General features: G+C 68.8%; 18 protein-coding genes. 12 read left to right on the top strand and 6 right to left on the bottom strand.

The window, feature by feature from the left end; translation table 11 throughout:
- Nucleotides 1-340 precede the first annotated feature (340 nt).
- From purQ to purS, 3 genes are all read right to left on the bottom strand, one after another.
- Nucleotides 341-1,021: a phosphoribosylformylglycinamidine synthase subunit PurQ gene (gene purQ / locus F8566_RS16500; protein WP_151561115.1), complete on the bottom strand. Its 681-nt coding sequence runs from the start codon at nucleotides 1,019-1,021 to the stop codon at nucleotides 341-343.
- A gap of 124 nt (nucleotides 1,022-1,145) precedes the next feature.
- Nucleotides 1,146-1,592, bottom strand: a complete 447-nt coding sequence (locus F8566_RS16505) for an ATP-binding protein (RefSeq protein WP_151561116.1) — start codon at nucleotides 1,590-1,592, stop codon at nucleotides 1,146-1,148.
- Between the two features lie 325 nt (nucleotides 1,593-1,917).
- Entirely contained in the window at nucleotides 1,918-2,160 is a 243-nt protein-coding gene (gene purS / locus F8566_RS16510; RefSeq protein WP_151561117.1) for a phosphoribosylformylglycinamidine synthase subunit PurS, read from the bottom strand.
- Nucleotides 2,161-2,310: 150 nt separating this feature from the next.
- Between purS and F8566_RS16515 the strand changes: the two genes are divergently transcribed.
- The 5 genes from F8566_RS16515 (at nucleotide 2,311) to F8566_RS16535 (ending at nucleotide 8,814) form a co-directional block, all read left to right on the top strand.
- Nucleotides 2,311-3,930, top strand: coding sequence for an AsmA family protein (locus F8566_RS16515; RefSeq protein ID WP_151561118.1), 1,620 nt, complete (start codon nucleotides 2,311-2,313; stop codon nucleotides 3,928-3,930).
- Between the two features lie 308 nt (nucleotides 3,931-4,238).
- Nucleotides 4,239-5,402 (top strand): pyruvate dehydrogenase (acetyl-transferring) E1 component subunit alpha, encoded by a 1,164-nt coding sequence (gene pdhA / locus F8566_RS16520; RefSeq protein ID WP_151561119.1) that lies wholly within the window; start codon nucleotides 4,239-4,241, stop codon nucleotides 5,400-5,402.
- Nucleotides 5,399-6,412: an alpha-ketoacid dehydrogenase subunit beta gene (locus F8566_RS16525; protein WP_225993247.1), complete on the top strand. Its 1,014-nt coding sequence runs from the start codon at nucleotides 5,399-5,401 to the stop codon at nucleotides 6,410-6,412. The genes pdhA and F8566_RS16525 overlap by 4 nt, the downstream gene beginning before the upstream one ends.
- A gap of 5 nt (nucleotides 6,413-6,417) precedes the next feature.
- The gene (locus F8566_RS16530; protein ID WP_151561120.1) at nucleotides 6,418-7,872 is read left to right on the top strand and encodes a dihydrolipoamide acetyltransferase family protein; all 1,455 of its coding nucleotides are present in this window, start codon (nucleotides 6,418-6,420) and stop codon (nucleotides 7,870-7,872) included.
- Nucleotides 7,873-8,028: 156 nt separating this feature from the next.
- Nucleotides 8,029-8,814 carry a hypothetical protein gene (locus tag F8566_RS16535; protein WP_151561121.1) on the top strand — a complete coding sequence of 262 codons (786 nt, stop codon included), beginning with the start codon at nucleotides 8,029-8,031 and terminating at the stop codon, nucleotides 8,812-8,814.
- A 215-nt stretch (nucleotides 8,815-9,029) separates the two neighbouring features.
- Here F8566_RS16535 and F8566_RS16540 read toward each other — a convergent pair whose 3' ends face one another.
- The 3 genes from F8566_RS16540 to F8566_RS16550 all read right to left on the bottom strand — a co-directional run bounded on the left by F8566_RS16540 (nucleotide 9,030) and on the right by F8566_RS16550 (nucleotide 12,894).
- On the bottom strand, nucleotides 9,030-9,272 hold the full coding sequence (locus F8566_RS16540) for a DUF6458 family protein (protein ID WP_151561122.1): 243 nt from the start codon (nucleotides 9,270-9,272) through the stop codon (nucleotides 9,030-9,032).
- Nucleotides 9,273-9,363: 91 nt separating this feature from the next.
- Nucleotides 9,364-10,833: an OmpA family protein gene (locus tag F8566_RS16545; RefSeq protein WP_151561123.1), complete on the bottom strand. Its 1,470-nt coding sequence runs from the start codon at nucleotides 10,831-10,833 to the stop codon at nucleotides 9,364-9,366.
- A 225-nt stretch (nucleotides 10,834-11,058) separates the two neighbouring features.
- Nucleotides 11,059-12,894 carry an acyl-CoA dehydrogenase gene (locus F8566_RS16550; RefSeq protein ID WP_151561124.1) on the bottom strand — a complete coding sequence of 612 codons (1,836 nt, stop codon included), beginning with the start codon at nucleotides 12,892-12,894 and terminating at the stop codon, nucleotides 11,059-11,061.
- 578 nt (nucleotides 12,895-13,472) lie between these two features.
- On the opposite strand from F8566_RS16550, the gene F8566_RS16555 reads away from it, so the two are divergent.
- From F8566_RS16555 to F8566_RS16585, 7 genes are all read left to right on the top strand, one after another.
- Nucleotides 13,473-14,741 carry a glycosyltransferase family 2 protein gene (locus F8566_RS16555; protein ID WP_225993248.1) on the top strand — a complete coding sequence of 423 codons (1,269 nt, stop codon included), beginning with the start codon at nucleotides 13,473-13,475 and terminating at the stop codon, nucleotides 14,739-14,741.
- A gap of 1 nt (nucleotide 14,742) precedes the next feature.
- A complete protein-coding gene (locus tag F8566_RS16560) occupies nucleotides 14,743-16,821 on the top strand; it encodes a right-handed parallel beta-helix repeat-containing protein (RefSeq protein WP_151561126.1) in 2,079 nt (692 codons plus the stop codon).
- Nucleotides 16,822-18,780 carry a right-handed parallel beta-helix repeat-containing protein gene (locus tag F8566_RS16565; RefSeq protein WP_151561127.1) on the top strand — a complete coding sequence of 653 codons (1,959 nt, stop codon included), beginning with the start codon at nucleotides 16,822-16,824 and terminating at the stop codon, nucleotides 18,778-18,780.
- Nucleotides 18,777-19,931 carry a right-handed parallel beta-helix repeat-containing protein gene (locus F8566_RS16570; protein WP_151561128.1) on the top strand — a complete coding sequence of 385 codons (1,155 nt, stop codon included), beginning with the start codon at nucleotides 18,777-18,779 and terminating at the stop codon, nucleotides 19,929-19,931. The genes F8566_RS16565 and F8566_RS16570 overlap by 4 nt, the downstream gene beginning before the upstream one ends.
- Nucleotides 19,928-21,274 carry a UDP-glucose dehydrogenase family protein gene (locus F8566_RS16575; protein ID WP_151561129.1) on the top strand — a complete coding sequence of 449 codons (1,347 nt, stop codon included), beginning with the start codon at nucleotides 19,928-19,930 and terminating at the stop codon, nucleotides 21,272-21,274. Before F8566_RS16570 ends, F8566_RS16575 begins: the two co-directional genes overlap by 4 nt.
- Nucleotides 21,275-21,468: 194 nt before the next feature.
- A complete protein-coding gene (locus tag F8566_RS16580) occupies nucleotides 21,469-22,254 on the top strand; it encodes a sporulation protein (RefSeq protein ID WP_151561130.1) in 786 nt (261 codons plus the stop codon).
- 71 nt (nucleotides 22,255-22,325) lie between these two features.
- On the top strand, nucleotides 22,326-23,783 hold the full coding sequence (locus tag F8566_RS16585; protein WP_151561131.1) for a hypothetical protein: 1,458 nt from the start codon (nucleotides 22,326-22,328) through the stop codon (nucleotides 23,781-23,783).
- Nucleotides 23,784-23,796 lie beyond the last annotated feature (13 nt).

Raw genomic sequence — 23,796 nt, forward strand, 5'->3', positions numbered from 1 at the left:
ACGGGTTCGCCCGACTCCTGTGCGGGGGGCGTCTCGGCCCTGGCTTGGGAGAAGGCTGCGGCGGCCTCGGCGGTGAGCTCCACCGTCGGTCCGGCCGGCGGGATCGGGATCCCTCCGGCGGGTACGGCGGGGATCGGGCCGGTGCCGGTCGCGGCCTCCGCTTCGGCCTCCTCGGCGAGGGCCTCGAAGGCTTGGGTGACGGAGGGGTCGACGGGCTGCAACTCCGGGTCGTCGGCGTCCGACTTGAGGTCGGCGAGCCACTCGAGGCTGGGCTCGTCCCGTCCCTCCGGGGAGCCGGGCGGCTGCTCGCTCATGCTCTGCTTTCCGTTGCGCGGCTCGCTCATGCGTCGACCAGTTTCTTGACGATCGAGGTGAAGAAGCCGAGCCCGTCGGTGGACGGGCCGGTCAGGGACTCCACGGCATGCTCGGGGTGGGGCATGAGGCCGACGACGTTGCCTGCCTCGTTGCGGATGCCGGCGATGTCGTTGATTGAGCCGTTGGGGTTGACGTCGAGATAGCGGGCCACGATGCGGCCGCTCTCCTCCAGCTCGTTGATGGTGGAGGGGTCGGCCGTGAAGCGGCCGTCACGGTTCTTGACGGGGATGACGAGCTCTTGGCCCTCGCGGTATTCGGAGGTCCAGGAGGTCTCCGCGTTCTCCACCCGGAGCCGCTGGTCGCGGCAGACGAAGTGCAGGCCGGCGTTGGGCAGCAGGGCCCCCGGCAGCAGATGCGACTCGCACAGCACCTGGAAGCCGTTGCAGATGCCCAGCACGGGCAGGCCGTCGCCCGCGGCGGCCACCAGCTCGGTCATGATCGGCGCGAACCGCGAGATCGCCCCCGCCCGCAGGTAGTCCCCATAGGAGAACCCGCCGGGCAGGACGACGGCGTCCACGCCTTGCAGGTCGTGGTCGGCGTGCCACAGCGCCACCGGCTCCGCGCCGGCGAGTCGTACGGCGCGTGCGGCGTCCCGGTCGTCAAGCGAACCAGGGAAGGTGATGACCCCAACCCGGGCAGCGTCCATCTCTTCTGTTCCTCCGAAAAGAGGGCGGCCGGGACAGACGGCGTTGCCCGCCGGTTCCAGCCCCCTGGCGGGGTGCCGCCCCGCCTCGCGATGCGCGCCTGGATCCCCCCGCGCGCGTACCAATCTACCCGGCGCTGTGCATGAGCTGGTGCTCGAGGCGGCGGATCAGCGCTTCATCGCGCCAGGTCAGGCGCTTCTGCAGGTGAACGACCGTGCCCGCGTCCGGAACGGACTCGATGTTGAGGTCGTCGACCAGCGCCCGCATGATCTTAATCCCGCGTCCGGATTCGCTCAATATCCCGCGATCCTCGTCGGAGTCGGCCTTTCGGAGCCCCCGGCCCCAATCCATGATCTTCAGGACGCAGGCGTCGTCGTCGACGCAGCCGATCACTTCGTAATTGCCGCTGGAGCGCGCGTGCTGGATCACATTCGTGCACGCCTCGGAAGTGGCGACGAGGATATCCGCGACACAGTCGTCGGAAACGCCGAGTCCGCGCAGCGCGTCGCCGAGGACGCGGCGAATCACCGGGATGCTGAGTGCCTCGCGGGGTAGCGCGAGGGAGAACTTCATGTCCACCGGCCACCTCGTGTCATTTCCAGGCTCCCCTGGCCGACCCCGTGTGCGGGTCGCTATGGACGACTCGACGCAGCTAAGACTTCCCCGGCGATTACTTCCGTAATCGTTACACTGGCGGGTCTTTCTCATGAACCCTGGATGTCCACGCAGGCGGGCGCCGGGATTGCGCGTTTCCGCTTAAGGTCTAGACCTTTGGACCGCGCCAACTGTGTCAATCATCACACTCTTGCCGCTTCGCCAATTTCGCGGTCATTCGCCGATTGACTCCTGTCGCGTGCACAGGCGGTAACGCCTCTACCCGACTCTGTGAACGCCGGCCTCAGAGAACGCGGACTTCGTAACTCTCGATGACCGGATTGGCCAGCAGAGTTTCAGCGATCTTGTTCGCCTGCTCGAGTGCGGCCTCGTCCGCGGGCCCGTCGAGCTCGAGCTCGAACCGCTTGCCCTGCCGGACGCCCACGACCCCGTCGAACCCCATCTGCGGGAGCTTCCTGGCGATCGCCTGGCCCTGCGGATCGAGGATTTCCGGCTTGAGCATGACGTCGACGACGACACGCGCCACGACCGCCCCCTCACTGATCTGCTCTTTTCCGTACGGCTGAAGCGTACGGCACCATTACCTGTTGCGGCCCATCGCCCTGGCTGGTTGGCCATACCCTCGTTGCCGCACCCAGATCCCAGTCCCACCCGCCTTCTCAACGGAGCCGTCCCGATGAACATCGAGGAGCTGTCACCGCAGGAGCGCCGTCTCTGGGAGGCGTTCCCGCGCGGCGAGTCCGTCGATCTGTCCAGCCCCGATCCGGCGCAGAACGATCCCGCCTTCTCCGAGCACTGGGGGCAGGAACGGCTGGTACGCGCCGAGGTGCTGGTCGCGCTCCTGGCCGGAGCCATCGACCCGGAGCCCGGCCAGGTCGCGGCCGTACGGCTGACGGGTGCGCGGATCCTCGGGGCGCTCAACCTGGGACACGCCGAGGTGACCGTTCCGCTGGCCCTGACCGGCTGCTCGTTCGACGAGCCCCCGCACCTCTACTGGGCGAACATGAGCAGCGTCCACATGATGCGCTGCCGCCTGCCCGGACTGGTCGCCTCCGGTACGCGGATCGACGGCCACCTGTGGCTGGAGGGCAGCCGCGTCTCCAACGGGCTGTGGCTGGACGGGGCGCACATCACCGGCATCCTCAACATGTCGGGTGTCCACCTGATCAACCCGGGTGGAGACGCGCTGCTGGCCGACCGGCTCACCGTCGACGCGAACGTCTACTGCGACCGGGACTTCATGGCGAACGGCGAGGTGCGCCTCCCCGGTGCCCATGTCGGGGGCCAGCTGATCTTCCGGCAGGCCCGGCTGCACAACCCCTCCGGGGCCGCCCTGTACGCGAGCCGGCTCGACGTCGCGGCCAACGTGTTCTGCGACGGGGGCTTCTCCGCGCAGGGCGAGATCCGCCTGCGCGGCGCCCGCGTCGGCGGTTACCTGTCGTTCGTCGGCGCCGAACTCTCGCATCCGGAACGGACCGCGCTCAACGCCGATGATCTCTCGGTGGAGACCGACGTCTACTGCTCCGACAAGTTCTCCGCCGACGGCACGGTGAGCTTCGCCGGAGCCCACGTCAACGGCCAGCTCAGCCTGCGCGGCGCGAAACTCAAGAACCCCTCCGGAACGGCCCTGAGCCTCCAGCGGCTGCAGGCCGAGGAGGTCCTCCTCACCCCGGCGGAGCCGATCGAGGGCACCGCGGACATGTCGTTCGCCAAGATCGGCCTGCTCCGCGACGACAAGACGACCTGGGCCGCCCGCCTCCAGCTGGACGGCCTGCAGTACGAGACGCTCGACCCGCCGATGACCGCCCGCGAACGGCTCGACTGGCTGCGCCGCGACACCGACGGTTACGCACCCCAGCCGTACGAACGGCTCGCCCAGGCCTACCGGACGCTCGGCCTGGACGCCGACGGCCGCTCGGTCCTGCTGGCCAAGGCGCGTGACCGCCGCAAGACGCAGGGCCTGCCCCGCAAGATCGTCGGCTGGGGCCAGGATGTGCTGGTCGGCTACGGCTACCGGCCGTTCCGCGCCGCGAGCTGGCTGGTCGGGCTGCTCGCGTTCGGCACGATCGTCTTCTCCCTGCACCAGCCGGCGATTCTCAACGCCGACGACACTCCGCACTTCAACCCGTTCTTCTACACCCTCGACCTGATGTTGCCGATCGGCGACCTTGGCCAGGAACGGGTGTTCTCACCCGACGGTGTCTACCAGTGGATCGCCAACTTCCTGGTGATCTCGGGCTTCATCCTCGGCCTGACCGTCGCCGCCGGCGCCACCCGGGCCCTGTCCCGCGAGTGACCGGTCCGCGAGTGCCCGGCCCGCGAACGGTCGGCCCGCTAACGGTCGGCCCGCGAGTGACGGTGTGCGTTCGCGACAAGCTGACTGGCCACGCTGGGAGGCCCCTGCGGCCCATGCCACACGCGCAATCCGGTGGGTCGCGCCATCGGCTGGGTAGGACAGCCGTAATCGGGGACTTGCGTCCCTGGGTGTGATGTCTGCCACGATGGCATTAGCGGCATTCGTCCCTTTACCTGGGGGCCGATGTCACTGACGCCGGTCGGACCGCGGCGATCCCGCGAGCCGGCCCCGAACGAGGAGTGTCATCGATGACGATTGACTCCGTGCGCGGCGCGCCCGACACCCCCGAGCTCGCCCAGCCGGACAGAGACGGGACCGAGCTCATCCAGCTGCTCACCCCCGAGGGCGAGCGGGTCGAGCACCCGGACTACCCCCTTGACCTCACCCCCGACGAGATCCGCGGCCTGTACCGCGACCTGGTGATCACCCGTCGCATCGACCTGGAGGCGGTCGCGCTCACCCGCCAGGGAGAGCTCGGAATCTGGGCGTCGCTGCTGGGCCAGGAGGCCGCCCAGATCGGCTCCGGGCGGGCCCTCACGGCCAACGACATGGTCTTCCCGACCTACCGCGAGCACGGCGTCGCCTGGTGCCGCGAGGTCGAGCCCCTCAACCTCCTCGGCCTGTTCCGCGGCGTGAACCACGGCGGCTGGGACCCGGCCGAGCACGGTTTCCACCTCTACACGATCGTGATCGGCAGCCAGACGCTCCACGCCACCGGCTACGCGATGGGCATCCAGCGCGACGGTGTGCTCGGCACCGACAAGGCCGGCGCCACCATCGCCTACTTCGGCGACGGCGCGACCTCCCAGGGCGACGTGAACGAGTCGTTCGTCTTCGCCTCGGTGTTCAACGCCCCGGTGGTGTTCTTCTGCCAGAACAACCAGTGGGCCATCTCCGAGCCCCTGGAGAAGCAGTCCCGGATCCCGCTCTACAAGCGCGCGCAGGGCTACGGATTCCCCGGGCTCCGGGTGGACGGCAACGACGTGTTCGCCTGCCTGGCGGTGACCCGCAAGGCGTTGGAGGCCGCCCGTACGGGACAGGGCCCGACGCTCGTCGAGGCCTACACCTACCGGATGGGCGCCCACACCACGACCGACGACCCCACGCGCTACCGGCTCAAGGCCGAGGAAGAGGCGTGGAAGCTCAAGGACCCGATCGAGCGCGTCAAGGCGTACCTGGTCCGCAACGAAATGGCCGACACCGCGTTCTTCGACGACCTCGACGCCGAGGCCAAGAAGTTCGCCACCGAGCTGCGCAAGGCGTGCCTGGCGCTGCCCGACCCGCAGCCGCTGGCCATGTTCGAGAACGTCTACGCCGACAAGCACCCGCTGATGACCGAGGAACAAGAGCAGTTCGCCGCCTACCTGGCGTCCTTTGAGGGGCCCGTGGTTTCGGAAGGAGCAGCTTCGTGACGCGGTCGACGGCGCAGGCGCAGCCTGCGGGCAACCTGCCTCTGGCCAAGGCCCTCAACGAGGGCATGCGCAAGGCCATGGAGAACGACCCCAAGGTCCTCGTCATGGGCGAGGACGTGGGCAAGCTCGGCGGCGTGTTCCGGGTGACGGACGGGCTGCAGAAGGACTTCGGCGAGGAGCGGGTCATCGACACCCCGCTGGCCGAGTCGGGCATCGTCGGCACCGCGATCGGCCTCGCCCTGCGCGGCTACCGGCCGGTCGTGGAGATCCAGTTCGACGGCTTCGTGTTCCCGGCCGCCGACCAGATCATCACCCAGCTCGCCAAGATGCACATGCGGTCGCTGGGCGCCCTGCAGCTGCCCGTCGTGATCCGCATCCCGTGCGGCGGCGGCATCGGCGCGGTCGAGCACCACTCCGAGTCGCCGGAGAACTACTTCACCCACACCGCCGGGCTGCGCGTGGTGGCGTGCTCCAACTCCGCCGACGCGTACACGATGATCCAGCAGTCGATCGCCTCCCCGGACCCGGTGATCTTCTTCGAGCCCAAGCGACGCTACTGGGACAAGGCCCCCGTGGACGTCGAGGCCGCCCCCGCCGACTGGCGCCCGCTGCACGACGCGCACGTGGTCAACCCGGGTGAGCACGTGACCGTGCTCGCGTACGGGCCTTCGGTGAAGACCTGCCTGGAGGCCGCCGCGGCCGCCGCCGAGGAGGGGCGTTCGCTGGAGGTCATCGACCTGCGTTCGCTCAACCCGCTCGACATCGACACCGTCACCGAGTCGGTCAACCGGACCGGCCGCTGCGTGGTCGTGCACGAGGCGCCGGTCTTCTCGGGCTACGGCGCCGAACTGGCCGCGCGCATCACCGAACGGTGCTTCTACCGGCTGGAGTCTCCGGTGCTGCGGGTCGGCGGGTTCTCGACCCCTTACCCGCCGTCCCGCCTCGAGGACCACTACCTGCCCGACCTCGACCGCATCCTGGACGCGGTCGACCGGACCTTCGCCTGGTGACGCCGATGACTGACCGTAAGCAGTTCAAGCTGCCCGACGTGGGCGAGGGCCTGACCGAGGCCGAGATCGTCAAATGGCACGTGCAGCCCGGCGACCAGGTCGAGGTCAACCAGACCATCGTGGAGATCGAGACCGCCAAGGCGATCGTGGAGCTGCCCTGCCCGTTCGAGGGCGTGGTGGCCGAGCTCATGGTCACCGAGGGCGACACGGTGGACGTGGGCGTGCCGATCATTTCGGTGGACGTGGCCGCGGAGGGTGAGGACACACCGACCTCGGCCGTCGCGACGCCCGTGTCCGAGCCCCCGGCCCAGCCCGCGGCCCTGCAGCAGGACATGGTGCCCCGGGTCGAGGAGCCGGGGATGGTCGCCCCGGACGAACCCAAACGCCAACCGGTGCTGGTGGGGTACGGGGTCAAGCCCGGCGCCACCAAGCGCCGTCCGCGCAAGCCCTCCCACGACCCGGCCAGTGCGACTCCGGCCGCGTCCTCTGCGGCTCCGGTGGCACCTCCGAAACCCGCTCCCCAGCCCGTACGGGAGGAGCCGGCCAGTCATCCACAGCCTGTGGACAAGCGAACCCTGGCCAAGCCGCCCGTGCGCAAGATGGCCAAGGACCTCGGGGTCGACCTGACCACCCTCACCGGATCGGGACCGCGCGGCTCCATCACCCGCGACGACGTCCAGGCCGCCCTCACCGCCACTCCCACCCAGGTCGCCCCGGCGCCGGCGGCGGCCACGGCTCCGGCTGCCCCTGGTGTGCGCGAGGAGCGGATCCCGGTCAAGGGCGTGCGCAAGAGCACCGCCACGGCCATGGTCAACTCGGCCTTCACCGCGCCGCACGTCACCGAGTTCCTGCAGGTGGACGTGACCCGCACGATGGAGACCGTACGGCGACTCCGCGATCTTCCCGAGTTCGCGGAGGTCAAGGTCTCGCCGTTGCTGCTCGCCGCGAAGGCGGTGCTCACCGCCCTCCGCCGCAACCCGGGCGCCAACGCGTCCTGGGCCGAGGGCGACTCCGGCGCCGAGATCGTGGTCAAGAACTACGTGAACCTCGGCATCGCCGCCGCCACCCCGCGCGGGCTCCTGGTCCCCAACCTCAAGGAGGCGCAGGACCTGTCGCTGCCCGAGCTCGCCAAGGCGCTGAACGGGCTGATCGAGACGGCACGGGCGGGCAAGGCGTCCCCGGCCGACCTCTCCGGCGGCACGTTCACGATCACCAACATCGGCGTCTTCGGCATCGACACCGGCACCCCGATCATCACCCCGGGCGAGGCGGCCATCCTCGCGTTCGGGCAGATCAGGGACATGCCGTGGGTGTACGAGGGTGAGCTGGCGATCCGCAAGGTCTCCACGCTCGCGCTGTCGTTCGACCACCGCATCATCGACGGCGAGCTCGGCTCGCGGGTGCTGCGCGACATCGGCGACATGCTCGAAGACCCGATGCGCATGCTCGCCTGGAGCTGATCGCTCCCCGGCAAGGACACGCCAAGGACCGTCCCGGACTCCACCGGGGCGGTCCTTGTCACATTCCGCAGGGGAACCCGATTGATCGTTCCTGCATCTGATGTGACGTCCAGAACGGACGATTTCATTGTGTCTTGTGAGTCGAGGGAGACATCCGTGAACAAACTGCGCCTCGCCGCGGTGGCCATGGCCACGGGCGCCGTCGTCGCGCCTCTGGTCGTCGGCACCGCCGCCGCCCAGGCCGAGACGACCGCCGCCCCCACCGCTCAGGCGACCCGCGCGGTCGGGGACCTGCTCAAGCCTGGCCAGATCCTCAAGCCCGGGCAGTACCGCAAGTCCCGGAACGGCAAGTACCGCCTGATCCAGCAGAAGGACGGCAACCTCGTCCTCTACAAGGGCCGCAAGGCCCTGTGGAACACCCTCACGGCCGGGCACAAGGGCGCCTTCACCGCCATGCAGAAGGACGGCAATCTCGTCGTCTACAAGGGCCGCAAGCCGCTCTGGGCCGCCAACCCCGGCCACCACCCCGGCGCCTTCCTGGCCGTGCAGAACGACGGCAACCTTGTGATCTACAAGGGTCGCAAGGCGATCTGGTGGCGCAACATTTACATCGGCACGCTCGTGTCGCCACAGCGGCTCAACCCCGGACAGGCCGTCCTCTCACCCAACCGCAAGTACACGTTCATCCAGCAGACCGACGGCAACCTGGTCCTCTACAAGGGCCGCAAGCCGCTCTGGGCGACCAACCCGGGCCGCCAACCCGGCGCGTTCACGATCATGCAGTCGGACGGCAACCTGGTGACCTACAAGGGCCGTAAGCCGCTCTGGGCCGCCAACCCCGGCCACCACCCCGGCGCCTTCCTGGCCGTGCAGAACGACGGCAACGTCGTGATCTACAAGGGCCGCAAGCCGCTCTGGTGGACCGGCACCACCGGCCGCTGAGCCGGCCCTGACCGCCTGCCACCCTGAAGACCAGGCCTGCCCCGGTCATGAAGGCAGGTGGCACAGACAGGTGGCACAGACAGGTGGCACAGGCAGGGGGCACCCTCGGCCGTCGCGCGCGGACGGCCGGGGGCGTCCGGCACAACGGACATCCGGCACAGTGAACACCCGACACAACGGACATCCGGCACGGTAAACGTCCGGCACAGAGACGATCAGACCGGCGGCGGGTTGTCCCCGTTGTAGAGGCGGTCTCGGTTGCTCTCGCGATTGTGCTCGCTGCGCTGCTGCATCCGCACCATCATGAGCAGCTGCAACGCGAACGAGACACCGCCGACGATGATCAGGATGACCCCGACCACATGGATGTCGACCGGATCCTTCATCGCATCCGCGCGGATCGCGAACTTGAGGATCAACCCGAGCGTGATCGTGAAAACACTGACGCCGACACCCATGTGACCTCCGCCAGACGATCCGTTGTCGTGCTCTTTAATTATCCGCTCGGCTCGTACATCACACCCGGTTTGATCGTCGCATCCGCAGGAACTACTGGACGGGCACGTTGTTGACCTTGCCGAAGGGGCCGCCGTCGAAGACGACGGTGGTGAGGTTGCCGGGCGGGGCAGGGATGTAGACGAACGCGCGGCTCGGCTGGTTTTGCGCGGTGCGGTACGTGGCCCGGCCGGGGTCCACGTACACGGTGGCCTCACCGGCCGGCTGGCCGACGCGCACCGCGCGATAGATGTCCTTGCCGTCAGGGCCGACGATGGAGAACGATGTGAACGCGCCGCCCGCGTAGTCCTTGTGCGGGTAGGCCGCGTTCGCCGGCGTCGTTCCCGGCCCCTCGCTCACCAGGTCGAACACCGCGACGATGTACGCACCGTCCCGGTAGAACGGCTTGACGTCCAGCCGCCGTTTCTCCGCCCCGAAACGCCCGTAGCGGCTGGCCACGGTCTTGCCGTCCTGCGCCCGGAAGGTCGCGGGCTGCACGGTGCCGCCGCGGCTGCCTGCGGGTGCCGTCGTGGTCGAGGTCGTGCCCTGAGTCTCCTGCCGGACGACGTAGGAGATCTCCACCCGGCGGTTGCGCGCACGGGCCTGCGCGTCGTCCTTGTCGCCCTCCTTGGCGATCAGAGCCGTCTCGCCCTTTCCCTGGGTCGAGTACCGGTAGCTCTCGCCGAGCCGGGTCTTCAGCTCCTTGGCGACGGCTTCGGCGCGTTCGCGGGAGAGTTTGAGGTTGTGGTCGTCGGCGCCCTTGCTGTCGGTGTGGCCGGTGATCGTGAGCGGCTGCTTCGCCGAATCGGCCTTCGCCTTGATCTCCTGCGCCGCCTGGTCGAGCACCGCCTTGGCGCGGTCGGACAGCTTGGCCGAGTCGACCGCGAAGAGCACGTCGGTGCGCAGGTTGACCGTCACGTCCGAACCGCTGGACGTGACGTCCCTGATCTCGCCCTCGGTGATGTCGTAGAGGTCGACCGGGTTGGCTTCGTCCGGCTGGGCGCCCGAGGCGGGCGACGACGCGACGCCGGTGACCGGGACGCCGGTGTACTCCCCCGCGGTGCCCGGGGTGAGGGCGGTGACCCTTGTGACGGTCTGCGGGATCGCCGGGTATTCGGAGATGAGCTCGCGGGCCACGTTCGGCTGGAACTGGACGGCCGTGTTCGGGCTGACCGGGCGGTACAGCTTGCGGCCGACCGGGTCGATCAGCGGAACGGGGAACGCCATCGACTTGGCGGCGCTGTCCAGGGAGGTGACGCTGAGCCTCAGCACGGACTTGGTGCCCTGCCGTTCGACCCCTCTGATCTCGACTCTGGCGTGCAGCGCGTCGCCTCCGCCGAACCAGCCTTCCTTGACGAGGCCGGTGCCGGTCTGCGGCTGCGTGGAGGTGGACGAGGCCACCCCGGGTCTGGCTTGCGGCGGCTCCACCTTCTGCGGCGGCCCCGAATCCGTACAACCCGCGGCCATGAGGACCAGCCCGACAAGCGGAAGAACGAGGGGAGCAGAGAGCCTGCGGGCCGACATCGAGTTCTCCGTCCGGTGGGGGCGCGCCGACGGTACCGCCCAACCTTAATGACCACTCGCCCGCCATTGAAGCGCGCCCTCAAATGAGCCAATCCGAAGCGGGCCGTTCCGGAGCGAGCGGATCCCGAAGCGAGCCGTTCCGGAAGCGAGCGGCCCCGCCACCACAGGGGTGACGGGGCCGGCTCATCCAGTCCGCGGGAGACGGATGGGTGTGGGGGTGCGGATCTAGAACGCCTCTTCCGGCAGGTCCATCACGTCGAGTGTGGTGCTCTCGGTGATGACGCGCTCGGCGGCGATCTTCGGCAGTACGGTCTGCGCGAAGAACTGCGCGGCGGACACCTTGCCGGTGTAGAAGTTCTTGTCGGTGTCGGAGATGTCGCCGCCGGACAGCTTGCCGAGGGCGATCTCGGCCTGGCGCAGCAGCAGCCAGCCCACGACCAGGTCGCCGAGGGCGAGCAGGAAGCGGCTGCTGTTGAGGCCGACCTTGTAGAGCTCCTTCGGGTTCTCCATGGAACCGAGGGCCCAGCCGATCATCGGGTTGAGGATGCCCTGCACGTCCTCCAGCGCCTTGCCCAGCAGCGCCCGCTCGTTCTTCAGGCGGCCGTTGCCGGCGTCGCTCGCCGCGAACGCCTGGATCTCACCGGCCAGGTGCTTGAGGGCCTCGCCGTTGTCCCGGAGGATCTTCCGGAAGAACAGGTCCATGCCCTGGATGGCCGTGGTCCCCTCGTACAGGGTGTCGATCTTGGAGTCCCGGATGTACTGCTCGATCGGGTACTCCTGCAGGAAGCCCGAGCCGCCCAGGGTCTGCAGCGACTCGGCGCCCAGCAGCGCGTACGCCCGCTCGGAGCCGAAGCCCTTCACGATCGGCAGCAGCAGATCGTTGATCTTCTCGGCGAGCTCGTCCTTGCGGCCCTCGTGCTCGGCGATCTGCACCGCGTCCTGGTAGGAGGCGGTCAGCAGGACCAGCGCCCGCATGCCCTCGGCGTAGGCCTTCTGGGTCAGCAGGCTGCGCCGTACGTCCGGGTGGTGGGTGATCGTCACTCGCGGCGCGGTCTTGTCGGTCATCTGGGTGAGGTCGGCGCCCTGCACCCGCTCCTTGGCGTACTCCAGCGCGTTGAGGTAACCGGTGGAGAGGGTGGCGATGGCCTTGGTGCCCACCATCATCCGGGCGTACTCGATCACCATGAACATCTGCTTGATGCCCTCGTGCACGTCGCCCACGAGGTAGCCGATGGCCGGGTGCTTCTCGCCGAAGGTGAGCTCGCAGGTCGTGGAGACCTTGAGGCCCATCTTCTTCTCGACGTTGGTGACGTAGGCGCCGTTGCGCTCGCCCAGCTCACCCGTCTCGACGTCCACCAGGTACTTGGGCACCAGGAACATCGACAGGCCCTTGGTGCCGGGACCGGCGCCCTCGGGGCGGGCCAGCACCAGGTGGAAGATGTTCTCGGACATGTCGTGCTCGGCCGAGGTGATGAAGCGCTTGACGCCCTCGATGTGCCAGGTGCCGTCGGGCTGCTGGACGGCCTTGGCGCGACCGGCGCCGACGTCGGAGCCGGCGTCCGGCTCGGTCAGCACCATCGTGGCGCCCCACTGGCGCTCCAGCGCCAGCTCGGCGAACTTCTTCTGCTCGGGGGTCCCGATGTTCCACAGGATGTGGGCGAAGCCGGGCCCCGAGGAGAACATGTAAACGGCCGGGTTGGCGCCCAGCACCTGCTCCGCGATCGCCCAGGTGAGGCTGCGGGGGGCGCCGATGCCGCCGAACTCCGGCGACAGGTCGACGCGGTACCACTCGGCGTCCATCCAGGCCTTGAAGGACTTCTTGAAGCTCTCCGGCATCGTCACGTCGCCGGTCGCCGGGTCGAACGTGGGCGGGTTGCGGTCGGCGTCCTCGAACGAGTCGGCAAGCGGGCCCTCGGCGAGACGGTTGACCTCGTCGAGCATGCTCCGCACGGTGTCCTCGTCGAGCTCCGCGTAGGGACCGCTGCCGAGCAGGTCCTGGCGGTTGAACACCTCGAAGAGGTTGAACTCCAGGTCCCGGAGGTTGCTCTTGTAGTGCCCCATAAGTCGAACCCTTCCTTCACCCCCAGGGCTACGCCCCACCGCCCCCAGGGTCGTCAGATCCTGTGGCGCCGCGCGGACCCCGCTGCACGTACTGGTCAGTAACTCCCCATCATGCTACCCGCTGGTAACCGGTGACAACCCACCCCGAACGCCCGATTTCACCCGCTCTGGATCACACCGGGATTCGCCGACCTGCAAAACGTGACACAACTCACACGTGATGTTCACGTAACTCTCGAACGAGATTCGAGCAACACTCGATAAACGGACACTCACATCGTGACGCGACTTCAAGGCCCAAAGACCGCATCGCCCCACCACGCCAATGTTTCGGCCGCGTGTCGGAGAACGGTCCAGCTGATTGCCAGTACCCCACCCTGGGTCCTTTTCCGTTAATGACGGAAGCCGATCAGCAACAAATCGGCAACGCACTAGGGCTTCGTTCCAGGAGTGGCCAGATGTGGCAATTGTGGAACCGCCACGAGGCACTCCACTCTTACGGGGTTGGCTCGGGGCAGCTGGGGCGCAGGGGTGTGCGCCACCTCCCCCGATGCCGTCCAAGGGGAGAGGGGACGCAGTTGTCGGCTGTCACGGGGTGGCTGAACGATGCCTGGGAGACGATCCAGGACGCCACAGCCGGGGGCGATTGGCGCAGGTTCATACCGCTCGGCTTCGCAGGCCTGCTGGTGTGGTCGCTCTGGCTCTACAGAGTGATCTTGTCGCGTATGGACAAGCCGGTCGTCAACAATTTCCGCACCACGGTCTCGGTGGTCGTGCCGTCCTATCGCGAGGATCCGGATATCCAGCTGAAATGCCTGGAGAGCTGGCTCGCGCAGAACCCGACCGAGATCATCATGGTCGTCGATGTCGGCGATCTTGAAGTGCAGCGGCGGCTCGCGGAGGTCAGCGATCCGCGGCTGGAGGTGCTGGTCTACGAGCATTCCGGCAAACGTTCCGCGCTGGGCGTGGGCATCCGCGCGGCGCGCAGCGAGCTCATCGTGTTCGCCGATTCCGACACCTGGTGGCAGCCCGGCCTGCTGGACGCGGTCCAGATGCCGTTCGAGGACCCGCAGGTCGGCGGCGTCGGCACGCAGCAGAACGTCTACCAGCGCACCACCAGCATCTGGCGAAGGATCGCCGACTGGCTGGTCAACCTGCGTTACTACGACTACGTGCCCGCCATGGGCAGCAAGGGCGGCGTGGCCTGCCTGTCCGGCCGCACCTCCGCGTACCGCCGCTCGGTGATCCTGCCGGTCGTGGAGAACCTGGAGAACGAGTTCTTCATGGGCCGCCGCTGCATCGCCGGTGACGACGGCCGCCTCACCTGGCTCACGTTGTCGCAGGGCTACAAGACCGTGCACCAGTCGTCCGCCCGTGCGGTCTCGATGTTCCCCGACAGCTTCAGCGCCTTCGTCAAGCAGCGCGTGCGGTGGAGCCGCAACTCCTACCGCTGCTACCTGACGGCCCTGTGGAAGGGCTGGCTGTGGAAGACGCCGTTCGTCACCAAGGTCACCGTGCTGCAGATCCTGCTCACCCCGGTCACCATGGGCGTCACGCTGGCCTACCTGGGCTTCAGCCGGATCCTGGACAACCTGCACCCGCTGGGCATCGCGCTGGCGATCGGCTGGGTCATCCTGGGCCGGGGCATCCGGGGCTGGTCGCACCTCAAGCGCCACCCCGGGGAGGTCCTGCTGCTGCCGCTGACGGCACTCGTGATCATCATGATCTCGCTGCCCATCAAGCTGTACGCGTTCATGACCATGAACAAGCAGGGCTGGCTGACCCGCACGTCCGACCAGGTGGGCGGCGCAGGCCAGAACGCCCAGTCGCTGCAGGGAGTTGCGTGACGTGGGGCCGCGCTACTCGCTGAGCCACTCGCCGCGTCACTCGCTGGGGCTGGGCGCGGCGCTGGGACTGGCATCGGCTCTCGGCATCGGGCTCCTGGCAGGCTCTGCCTCGGCCGGCTCAACAACCGACCCGCAAACCAATGCGCAAACCACACCGCAGGCCGCCCCGCGGAGCGACTACGTGAAGCAGGCGGCGCTGGTCGATCAGGAAGACCAGCGGATCATGCAGACGCGGTCCGTGCTCGCGGCGATCCTGCAGATCGGCGGCAACGCGACCGCGCAGTGGAAGCGGCCGCAGCTGTTCGGCTCCGCCCACGGCAAGACCCTGGTCCTTCCGCCGTCCATCAGCGGCAAGGCCTACACGGTGGCCGATCTGGAGAAATACGGCGGCAAGTACTTCCGGAAGCAGTCCGACGGCTCGTACCTGCTGGGCGTGCACGTCTTCGTCGCCGACGGGGCCGAACTGGCCCTCCGCGATCCCACGGGGCCGCTCGTCATCCGGATGGGCAGCCTGCCGGGGGCGTTCAGCTCGATCATCAGCTTCGGCGGCAGCATCAAGGTGGAGGGCACTCCGCAGCAGCCGGTCCAGATCACCAGCTGGGACCCGCGGCTCCGCCGGCCCGACACCGAGGTGTCCGACGGGCGCGCCTACATCCGTGCGGTCGGCGGCGACTTCAAGATGAAGCACGCCGCGGTGTCGCACCTCGGCTTCTACTCCGGCCGTACCGGAGGCATCGCCCTGACGGGGACCGACCGGCCCGCCAGCGCCGTCAAGCGGCTGAGCAAGGAGCAACGGCACGCGGCCAAGCAGCGCCGGCTGCAGAAGAACAAGGAGGGCACGGCGAGCGGCGGCGGACCGGGCGATCTCGAGACCGAGCAGCCCCGCGGCACGGCCACCCACTTCCCGGCCGCCGACCTGGTCACCGGGGCCATCGACCACAGCACGATCAGCGGCGGCGCGTTCGGGCTCTTCGTCTCGGGCTCCAACCAGACGCAGATCACCGACAACGAGATCCAGAACAGCCTGGTCGACGGGCTGGTCCTGCACCGGTTCACCAAGAACGCCAACGTCCGCGACACCAGGGTGACCGGCAGCGGCGGCGACGGCTTCGTGTTGTCGCGCGCCACCGAGAAGATCCGGGTCAACGACTGTGTCGCCGAACGCAACAAGGGCAATGGCTTCACGGTCAACGGCCAGCCCCTCGCCGAGGGGCCCTCGGCCTCCGGGGAGTCGCTGGAGCGCTTCGGCGACAGCTCGGTCAACAACAGCCTGGCCAAGGACAACGGGCGCTACGGCGTCGAGCTGCTGGGCGGCGACAAGCTCGCCGTGCAGAACAGCAAGATCATCGGTGGCGCGATGGGCATCGTCGTCCGGGACGGCGCGTTCGGCACCCAGATCTCCGGCAACCAGCTGCTCAGGCAGAGCGAGCAGAGCATCGCGCTGCGCGACGGCGTCCGCGAAGCCAGCCTGGCGGGCAACACCGTGGTCGGCGCCCGCACCGGCATCTACCTGCGCAACGCCAGCGGAACTCTCGTGGGCAACGTGGTGCAGGGCGCGAGCGCGCACGGCATCACGCTGGTCGGTGACGCCAAGGGCTCGCAGGTGCGCAACAACACCCTCAGCGGTTCCGGCACCAGCGCCGTGAGCGACTCACCTGCCCACGGCAAGGTGAAGCGCACGGACAACAACATCGAAGGGTGGAACGACACCGCCTCGGTGTGGACCAAGGCCAAGCGTTACGCCAAGCCGATGAACCTCATCTGGTCCGCCATCTTCGCGCTCGTGGTCCTCTCGATGCTCCGGGCGCGTGGCAACGGAGGACTGCGCATCCAACGCACCGGCGTCCATCCGTACGAACTCCAGCGCCCGCTGGAAGAGCGGCCGGCGGTCAGGTTGCCCCGCCGCGTCGAGGCCGCCGCCAGGGCCGCGGCGCAGGCAGTCTCCCACCGGCTGCCCGGCTCCCCTCCGCTGCCCGGCTCCCATCACCACCTGCCCGAAATGCTCGGCTTGAGCGGATCTGATCTGGTCCGTGCATCGACGAAGCAGACAGCCCCCCGCCCCGAAGGAGAAGGGGCTTGAATGGAAGAGCACTCGGGGGATCCGGCTCGCCCCAAAGCACCGCCGGCACCGTCGCTGGACGAGGCGCCACCCCGGAAGCCGCGCAAGGGCAAGGTCCTGACGACCGTGCTCGTTCTCGGTCTCGCGGGCGGCGGGACGTACACCTACGCGCAGTACGTCGCCGATCGTACGCCCGGCCTGCCCGCGGTCAACGACGTGGATCCCGAGGCGGCGCGCCAGCAGGCCACGCTCGTCGACGCTGAGGACCTGCGGGTCATGCAGGTACGCGCCAAGCAGGACTCTGACTTGGCGGCTGGCGGCTCCCAGGCTGCCCAGGCCCGCCAGCCGAGGATCCTCAGTTCCGCCAATGGACGGACGCTTGTGCTGCCTCAGCGTCGCCAGCCCTACTACGTCCAGGAGCTGGCGCGACTGGCAGGGCCAGACTTCCAGCGCCAGAGCGACGGCTCCTACCTGCTGGGGGTCAACATCTTCCTGGCGGGTGGGGGCAAGCTGATCCTGCAGAGCGCCTCGGGGCCTCTGACCATCCGGATGCGCAGCGTCCCGGGCTCGTTCGTCTCGATCGTCAGCGCGGGCGGGAGCGTCCGGATCAACGGATCGGCGCAGAACCCGGTGCGCTTCACCAGCTGGAACAGCGAGACCCGCAAGCCCGACACCCAGGTCGCCGACGGGCGCGCGTACGTGCGCGCCATCGGCGGCGAGTTCACCATGACGTACGCGCGGATCTCCGACCTCGGCTTCTGGAGCGGGCGGACCGGCGGCATCGCGCTGACCGGTTCCGACCGGCCCGACACGGCCGCCGAGCAACTGCCGGGCACGGGCGGCGTCCGCAGCGGCATCCGGCTGCCGAACGGGGAGAACGACACCACCACGGGCGGCCGCGAGGAGATCGAGGTCACCCCGGCGGGCGTGGACAAGGCGCGCCCCGCCGGCTTCTACGTGCCAGCGGCCAACCTCGTCACGGGCACGATCGACCACACCACGGTCTCGGGCAACGCGTACGGGATCTTCGTCACCGCCTCCAACCAGGCGCAGATCACCAACGTCTCGATCACCGGCAGTCTCGTGCACGGCGTGCTGCTGCACCGGTTCGCCAAGAACGCGGTCATCGAGAACACCACGGTCACACGCAGCCGCGGCGACGGCTTCGTGCTCTCGCGCGGCACCGAGGGCGTGCGCGTCACCGACTGCACCTCCGACGGCAACGGCGGCAACGGGTTCACGCTCAACGGCCAGCCGCTAGCGGACGGCCCCTCCGCCTCCGGGGAGACGATCACGGCGTTCGGCCACAACGTGGTGAGCGGCGCGACGATCAAGAACAACCGGCGGAACGGGGTGGAGATCCTCGGCGGCGACACCGTGCAGGTCCAGAACAGCCGGATCAGCGGCGGCGACATGGGCATCGTGGTCTGGGACCGCGCCGTCCGGGTCCAACTCGTCGGCAACCAGGTGGACCGGCCGCGGCGGCAGGGCATCGTGCTGCGCGACGGCGTCAACGGCGGCTCGGTCTCCGGCAACATCATCACGGGCGCCCAGACCGCCCTGTACCTGCGGGACGCCGCCACCACCGTCAGCGGAAACACCGTGCAGTCGGCGCACCGGCATGGGCTCACGCTCAAGGGCAACGTCGCCGGCACGCGGATCGCCGGCAATACGCTGAGCGGTTCGGGCCTGAGCGTGATGGACGTGGACCTGGCTAAGGGCCGCTACACCAGCGTCAACAACAACGTCGCCGGGTGGCATAAGACCGCCGGCTTCTGGACGTGGGTGAAGCGCGTGTTCAAGCCCATGAACGTCATCTGGTTCAGCGTCTTCATGCTCGTGGGCATCTCGATGTACCGGTCGCGGACCACCACCGGGCTCCGCATCGGCCGCCGGGGCGTCCACCCGTACGCGCAACAGGCGAAGCTCGAGGAACGCCCCGTACGCCGGCTGGAACGCACAGGAGTGAACCAGGGATGAAGTCCAAGCTCGATCTGAAGTTCATCGTCGGGCTGGCGGTCGGCGCGGCGCTCATGGCCGTTCTCGCGCTCTTCGTGGCCGGCCTGGACGACGACGGCGAGAAGCCCGGCACCACCGCGGGCAACGAGAAGACCGGCACGGGCGGCGCACCAGGGGCGGCACCCGAGATCACCGAGCGCGGAGGAGGGGATGACGGTGACGGAGGGGGCGGCGCGCCCTCCGGTGAACCATTCACCCTTTCGGTGCCCAGCGGTCCGGGGAAGGTCGCCTGCCCCAGCCCCACCAAGACCGTCGGCGACGCCAAAGAGTTGCATCAGGCACTGGGCTCCGCGCAGCCAGGCGACGTCATCAAGATGAACGTGGGCACCTACGAGGGCAAGTTCGTGGCTCAGGCCTCCGGGACCGCAGCCAAACCCATCTTCCTGTGCGGCGACCAGGGCGCGGTGCTCGACGGCGGCGGGGTCAAGAAGGGTTACGCGTTCCACCTCAATCAGGCAAACCACTGGCGGCTGGTCGGGTTCACCGTGCGCAACAGCCAGAAGGGTGTGATGGCCGACACCAGCAACGGGTCGATCATCCAGGGGCTGACCGTGCACGAGATCGGGGACGAGGCGATCCATCTGCGCAACTTCTCGACCGGCAACACGGTCCAGTACAACAAGATCTACAACACCGGCCTGCGCCGCGAGAAGTTCGGCGAGGGCGTCTACCTGGGCACCGCCGAGTCCAACTGGGAGCAGTTCTCCGGCGGCAAGGTCGACAAGAGCGACCGCAACGTGGTGCGCGGCAACGTGATCCGGGCGACCGCCGAGGCGATCGACATCAAGGAGGGCACCACCGGCGGCCGCATCATCGGCAATGTCTTCGACGGCTCGAAGACCGGCGGCAGCAAGCACAACGACTCGTGGATCGACGTCAAGGGCAACGGCTACGTCATCGAGGGCAACAAGGGCGTCGGCACCCCGATGGACGGCTTCCAGACCCACGAGATCGTCGACGGCTGGGGCACCGGCAACACGTTTCGCAACAACTCGATCGATCTCGCCGGCGGCAGGGGCGTCGGCATCAACGACACCGCCGGCGGCAACAGGATCGCCTGTGACAACGAGGTCAAGGGTGGCCGGCTGACCAAGAAGGACACGTGCTCATGAACGAAACCCCGCGGCCCGCGGCCGGGCTGCCGCGCCTCACCGTGATCGGCACCGGCTATCTCGGCGCGACCCATGCGATCTGCATGGCCGTGCTCGGCTACGACGTCCTCGGCGTGGACGTGGACGAACGGAAGATCGCCAGACTCGCCTCCGGTGAGGTCCCGTTCTTCGAGCCGGGCCTGCCCGAACTGCTGGCCAAGGCCCTCGAATCGGGACGGCTGCGGTTCACCACCTCGTTCGCCGAGGCCGGCGAGTTCGGCGACGTGCACTTCCTGTGCGTGGGCACCCCGCAGCAGCCCGGCTCGGACGCCGCCGACCTCACGTACGTGGACGCCGCGGTCCGGTCCCTGGCACCGCATCTGAACCGGCGCACCCTCGTCGTCGGCAAGTCCACCGTCCCAGTCGGCACGGCCACGCGGCTGACCGGCGTCCTGCAGGAGCTGGCTCCCGCCGGGACGGATGCGGAGCTCGCCTGGAATCCCGAGTTCCTGCGCGAGGGCTTCGCCGTCGACGACACGATGCGGCCCGACCGGCTGGTCTTCGGCGTCGCCTCGGCGTGGGCGGAGGAACAGCTGTACGCCGCGTTCCAGCCGATCCTGGACCTGGGCACCCCGGTCGTGCGGACCGACCTGGCCACCGCGGAGCTGGTCAAGGTGGCGGCCAACTCGTTCCTCGCCACCAAGATCTCCTACATCAACGCGATGGCGGAGGTGTGCGAGGCGGTCGGCGCCGACATCAAGGACCTGGCCGACTCGCTCGCGCTGGACGACCGCATCGGCGGCAAGTTCCTCAAGCCCGGCCTGGGCTTCGGCGGCGGCTGCCTGCCCAAGGACATCCGGGCGTTCGCCCACCGCGCCGAGGAGCTCGGCGTGGGCCAGGCCGTCGCGTTCCTGCGCGAGGTCGACGACATCAACCGGCGGCGCCGGGCCCGCACGGTCGACCTGGTCCGCGAGCTGCTCGGCGGGAAGATCTCCGGCGCCCGGATCGCCTGCTGGGGCGCCGCGTTCAAACCGAACTCCGACGACATCCGCGACGCGCCCGCGCTGGACGTGGCACGCACAATGCACGGGCTGGGCGGGCGGGTCCGCGTCTACGACCCGGCCGCGCTCGACAACGCCCGCCGTGCCTTCCCCGAGCTGCGGTACGGGGAGAGCGCGCTCGACGTCGCCGAGGACGCCGACGTCGTCGTGCTCCTGACCGAATGGGCCGACTTCCGCGAGGTCGCCCCGGACGCCCTGGCCATGGTCGTCAAGCACAAGCGCATCGTGGACGGCCGGCACGCGCTGGACGCGACGCAGTGGCGGGAAGCAGGCTGGGAGTACCGAGCCCTGGGCCGAGCCTGAGGCCGGCTTGCCGAGGACCGCGCCCTGCCCATCTGGCCGCTACCGGACCGGCTCCTGGCCGTTACCGGACCGGCGTGGGCAGGGCGATCCTCATGCGCCGCGCACCTGCGGGAACGTAACCTCCCGTACGGGCGTCTAGTGGACGAGGGCGTGATCACACCCGTCATCGCGCCCGTCACGGGAGGGGAACCCACATGGTCTTCAAGAAGCTCTTGCAGGCGGCAGGCGTCGGCGGTCCCGAGGTCGAGACCGTCCTGCACAACCCCAACACCACGCCGGGTGGCACCATCACCGGAGAGGTCACCATCCTCGGCGGCAAGCACGACTCCGACATCATCGCGGTCAACCTGGCGCTGAAGACCCGCGTCGAGGTCGAGTCCGGCGACAACGAGTACACCTCCAACCTGGAGTACGCCAAGCTGCCGATCGCCGGCAGCTTCCGGCTGGACGACGGCGCCCGGCACACCGTCCCGTTCCAGTTCCCCATCCCGTGGGAGGCGCCGCTCACGCACTTCTACGGGCGCGCGCTGCACGGCACCACCGTCGGCCTCGCCACCGAGCTCGAAGTGGCGCGGGCGGTCGACGCGACCGACCTGGACCCGATCGCGGTGCACCCGCTGCCCGCGCAGGAGCGCATCCTGAGCGCGTTCGCCAACCTCGGCTTCCAGTTCCGCAACGCCGACTGCGAGAAGGGCCGCATCTGGGGCGTGCACCAGGAGCTGCCGTTCTACCAGGAGGTCGAGTTCTACCCGCCGCAGCAGTACGCGCGCGGCATCAAGCAGCTCGAGGTGACGTTCGTCTCCTACCCCACCTCGATGGAGGTCGTGCTGGAGCTCGACAAGCGCGGCGGCTTCGTCTCCGAGGGCCACGACGCGTTCGCCCGGTTCACCGTGGACTACGCCACCGTGGAGCACACCAACTGGGAGCAGCAGCTCGACGGCTTCCTGCAGCAGGCCGGCCGCCGGCGGGGGTTCTTCTAGATCGCCGATCGCACCGCGCAGGTGACCCACGCACTTGATCGCGAAGGGGATCCACCATAGAAAGTGAGTCCGTGGCCGAACCCCCCGGATTGAGCGCGACCGAACGCCGGATCTGGCGTGCCTTCCCGACGGGAGCCGAGGTCGTCCTCGGCGACGATCTCCCCGCCGGGCCCGACCCCGACCGCATCGTGCGCGCCGAGATCATCACACAGCTGCTGCTGGGCGCGTGCGAGACGCGTGAGGGATTCGTGTCGGCGGTCCGCCTGCGCGGCGCGTACATCATGGGCCGGATCGACGTGACCGGCGGGACGGTGGAGCACGAACTGCGGCTGGAGTACTGCCGGCTGCTGGACGCGCCGAAGTTCGCCAACTGCACCACCCGCCAGCTGCGGTTCTCGGACTGCCGGATGCCGGGCTTCGACGGCGGCGGGCTGCACGCCGACGGCTACCTCAGCCTGTCCCGGTCGGTGGTCGAGGGTCAGGTCAGGTTGCCGCGCGCCCAGCTGACCGGCGGCTTCCGGATGAACCACACCAAGATCACCGAGACCGATCCGGCGAAGTGGGCGCTGTTCAGCGGCGGGCTGGTGGTCGACGTCGGCTTCTTCGCCCGGGACGCCGAGATCACCGGCGGGATCCGGCTCGTCGGCGCGCGGATGAGCGGCGGCCTGTTCATGGAGGGCGCCGTCCTGCGCAATCCGGGCCGCCTCGCCCTCGACGGCCAGAACATGATCGTCGACGACGCCGCCGAGTTCAGCCGCGGGTTCCGCGCTGAGGGCACGATGCGCTTGCGCGGCCTGCGGGTGAACGGCACCCTCTCGTTCTCCCGCGCGTTCCTCGATTCGGGCGATCCCGCGCGCATGGCAGTGCACGCCAGCCATATGCACGTCGATGAGTTCATCCTCTGGCCGGAGGAGCGCATCAAGGGAACGGTGAATCTTTCGGACTCCCGCGTCGGCGTTCTGATGGACTCGCCGGACATCTATCCCGAGAAGGTCTGGCTGAACGGCCTGGTCTACGACACGCTCCAGGGCGGCGAGTTCAAGGACCGCCTCAACTGGGTGGATCGGGACAACCAGTTCCACCTGCAGCCGTACGAGCAGCTCGCCGCCTGGTATCACGCCATAGGCCACGACAACCTCGCCCGCCGCATCCAGCTGGCCAAGCTGCGTGCCCGCCGCCGCGCCCTCAACCCGATCGGCAAGGCGTGGAACGTCCTCCTCGACTGGACCGTGGGCTACGGCTACCGCCCATGGCTGGCGTTCGCCTGGTTCGGCACCCTGGTGGCGGCCGGCACGACGGTCTTCTCGATCCAGCATCCCCGGGGGATCAAGCAGCCCGCCGAGCAGCCCGCGTTCCACGCGTTCGTCTACACCCTGGACCTGCTGATCCCGATCGACACGTTCGGCCAGCAGCAGACGTTCGACCCGGTCGGCTGGTCCCGCTGGGTGGCCTATGCCCTGATCGCGGTCGGCTGGGTGCTGGCCACCGCGCTGATCGCCGGGGTGACCCGCGTTCTGCGCCCGAACTGACCACCGAATCACC

The sequence above is a fragment of the Actinomadura rudentiformis genome, from assembly GCF_008923185.1.
Lineage (GTDB): Bacteria > Actinomycetota > Actinomycetes > Streptosporangiales > Streptosporangiaceae > Spirillospora > Spirillospora rudentiformis.

What these genes read in the sequence shown, in the direction of transcription:
- purQ (WP_151561115.1), bottom strand. Translation starts at nt 1,021, where the DNA reads ATGGACGCTGCCCGGGTTGGGGTCATCACCTTCCCTGGTTCGCTTGAC.
- F8566_RS16505 (WP_151561116.1), bottom strand. Translation starts at nt 1,592, where the DNA reads ATGAAGTTCTCCCTCGCGCTACCCCGCGAGGCACTCAGCATCCCGGTG.
- F8566_RS16515 (WP_151561118.1), top strand. Translation starts at nt 2,311, where the DNA reads ATGAACATCGAGGAGCTGTCACCGCAGGAGCGCCGTCTCTGGGAGGCG.
- pdhA (WP_151561119.1), top strand. Translation starts at nt 4,239, where the DNA reads ATGACGATTGACTCCGTGCGCGGCGCGCCCGACACCCCCGAGCTCGCC.
- F8566_RS16530 (WP_151561120.1), top strand. Translation starts at nt 6,418, where the DNA reads ATGACTGACCGTAAGCAGTTCAAGCTGCCCGACGTGGGCGAGGGCCTG.
- F8566_RS16540 (WP_151561122.1), bottom strand. Translation starts at nt 9,272, where the DNA reads ATGGGTGTCGGCGTCAGTGTTTTCACGATCACGCTCGGGTTGATCCTC.
- F8566_RS16545 (WP_151561123.1), bottom strand. Translation starts at nt 10,833, where the DNA reads ATGTCGGCCCGCAGGCTCTCTGCTCCCCTCGTTCTTCCGCTTGTCGGG.
- F8566_RS16550 (WP_151561124.1), bottom strand. Translation starts at nt 12,894, where the DNA reads ATGGGGCACTACAAGAGCAACCTCCGGGACCTGGAGTTCAACCTCTTC.
- F8566_RS16565 (WP_151561127.1), top strand. Translation starts at nt 16,822, where the DNA reads ATGGAAGAGCACTCGGGGGATCCGGCTCGCCCCAAAGCACCGCCGGCA.
- F8566_RS16570 (WP_151561128.1), top strand. Translation starts at nt 18,777, where the DNA reads ATGAAGTCCAAGCTCGATCTGAAGTTCATCGTCGGGCTGGCGGTCGGC.
- F8566_RS16575 (WP_151561129.1), top strand. Translation starts at nt 19,928, where the DNA reads ATGAACGAAACCCCGCGGCCCGCGGCCGGGCTGCCGCGCCTCACCGTG.
- F8566_RS16580 (WP_151561130.1), top strand. Translation starts at nt 21,469, where the DNA reads ATGGTCTTCAAGAAGCTCTTGCAGGCGGCAGGCGTCGGCGGTCCCGAG.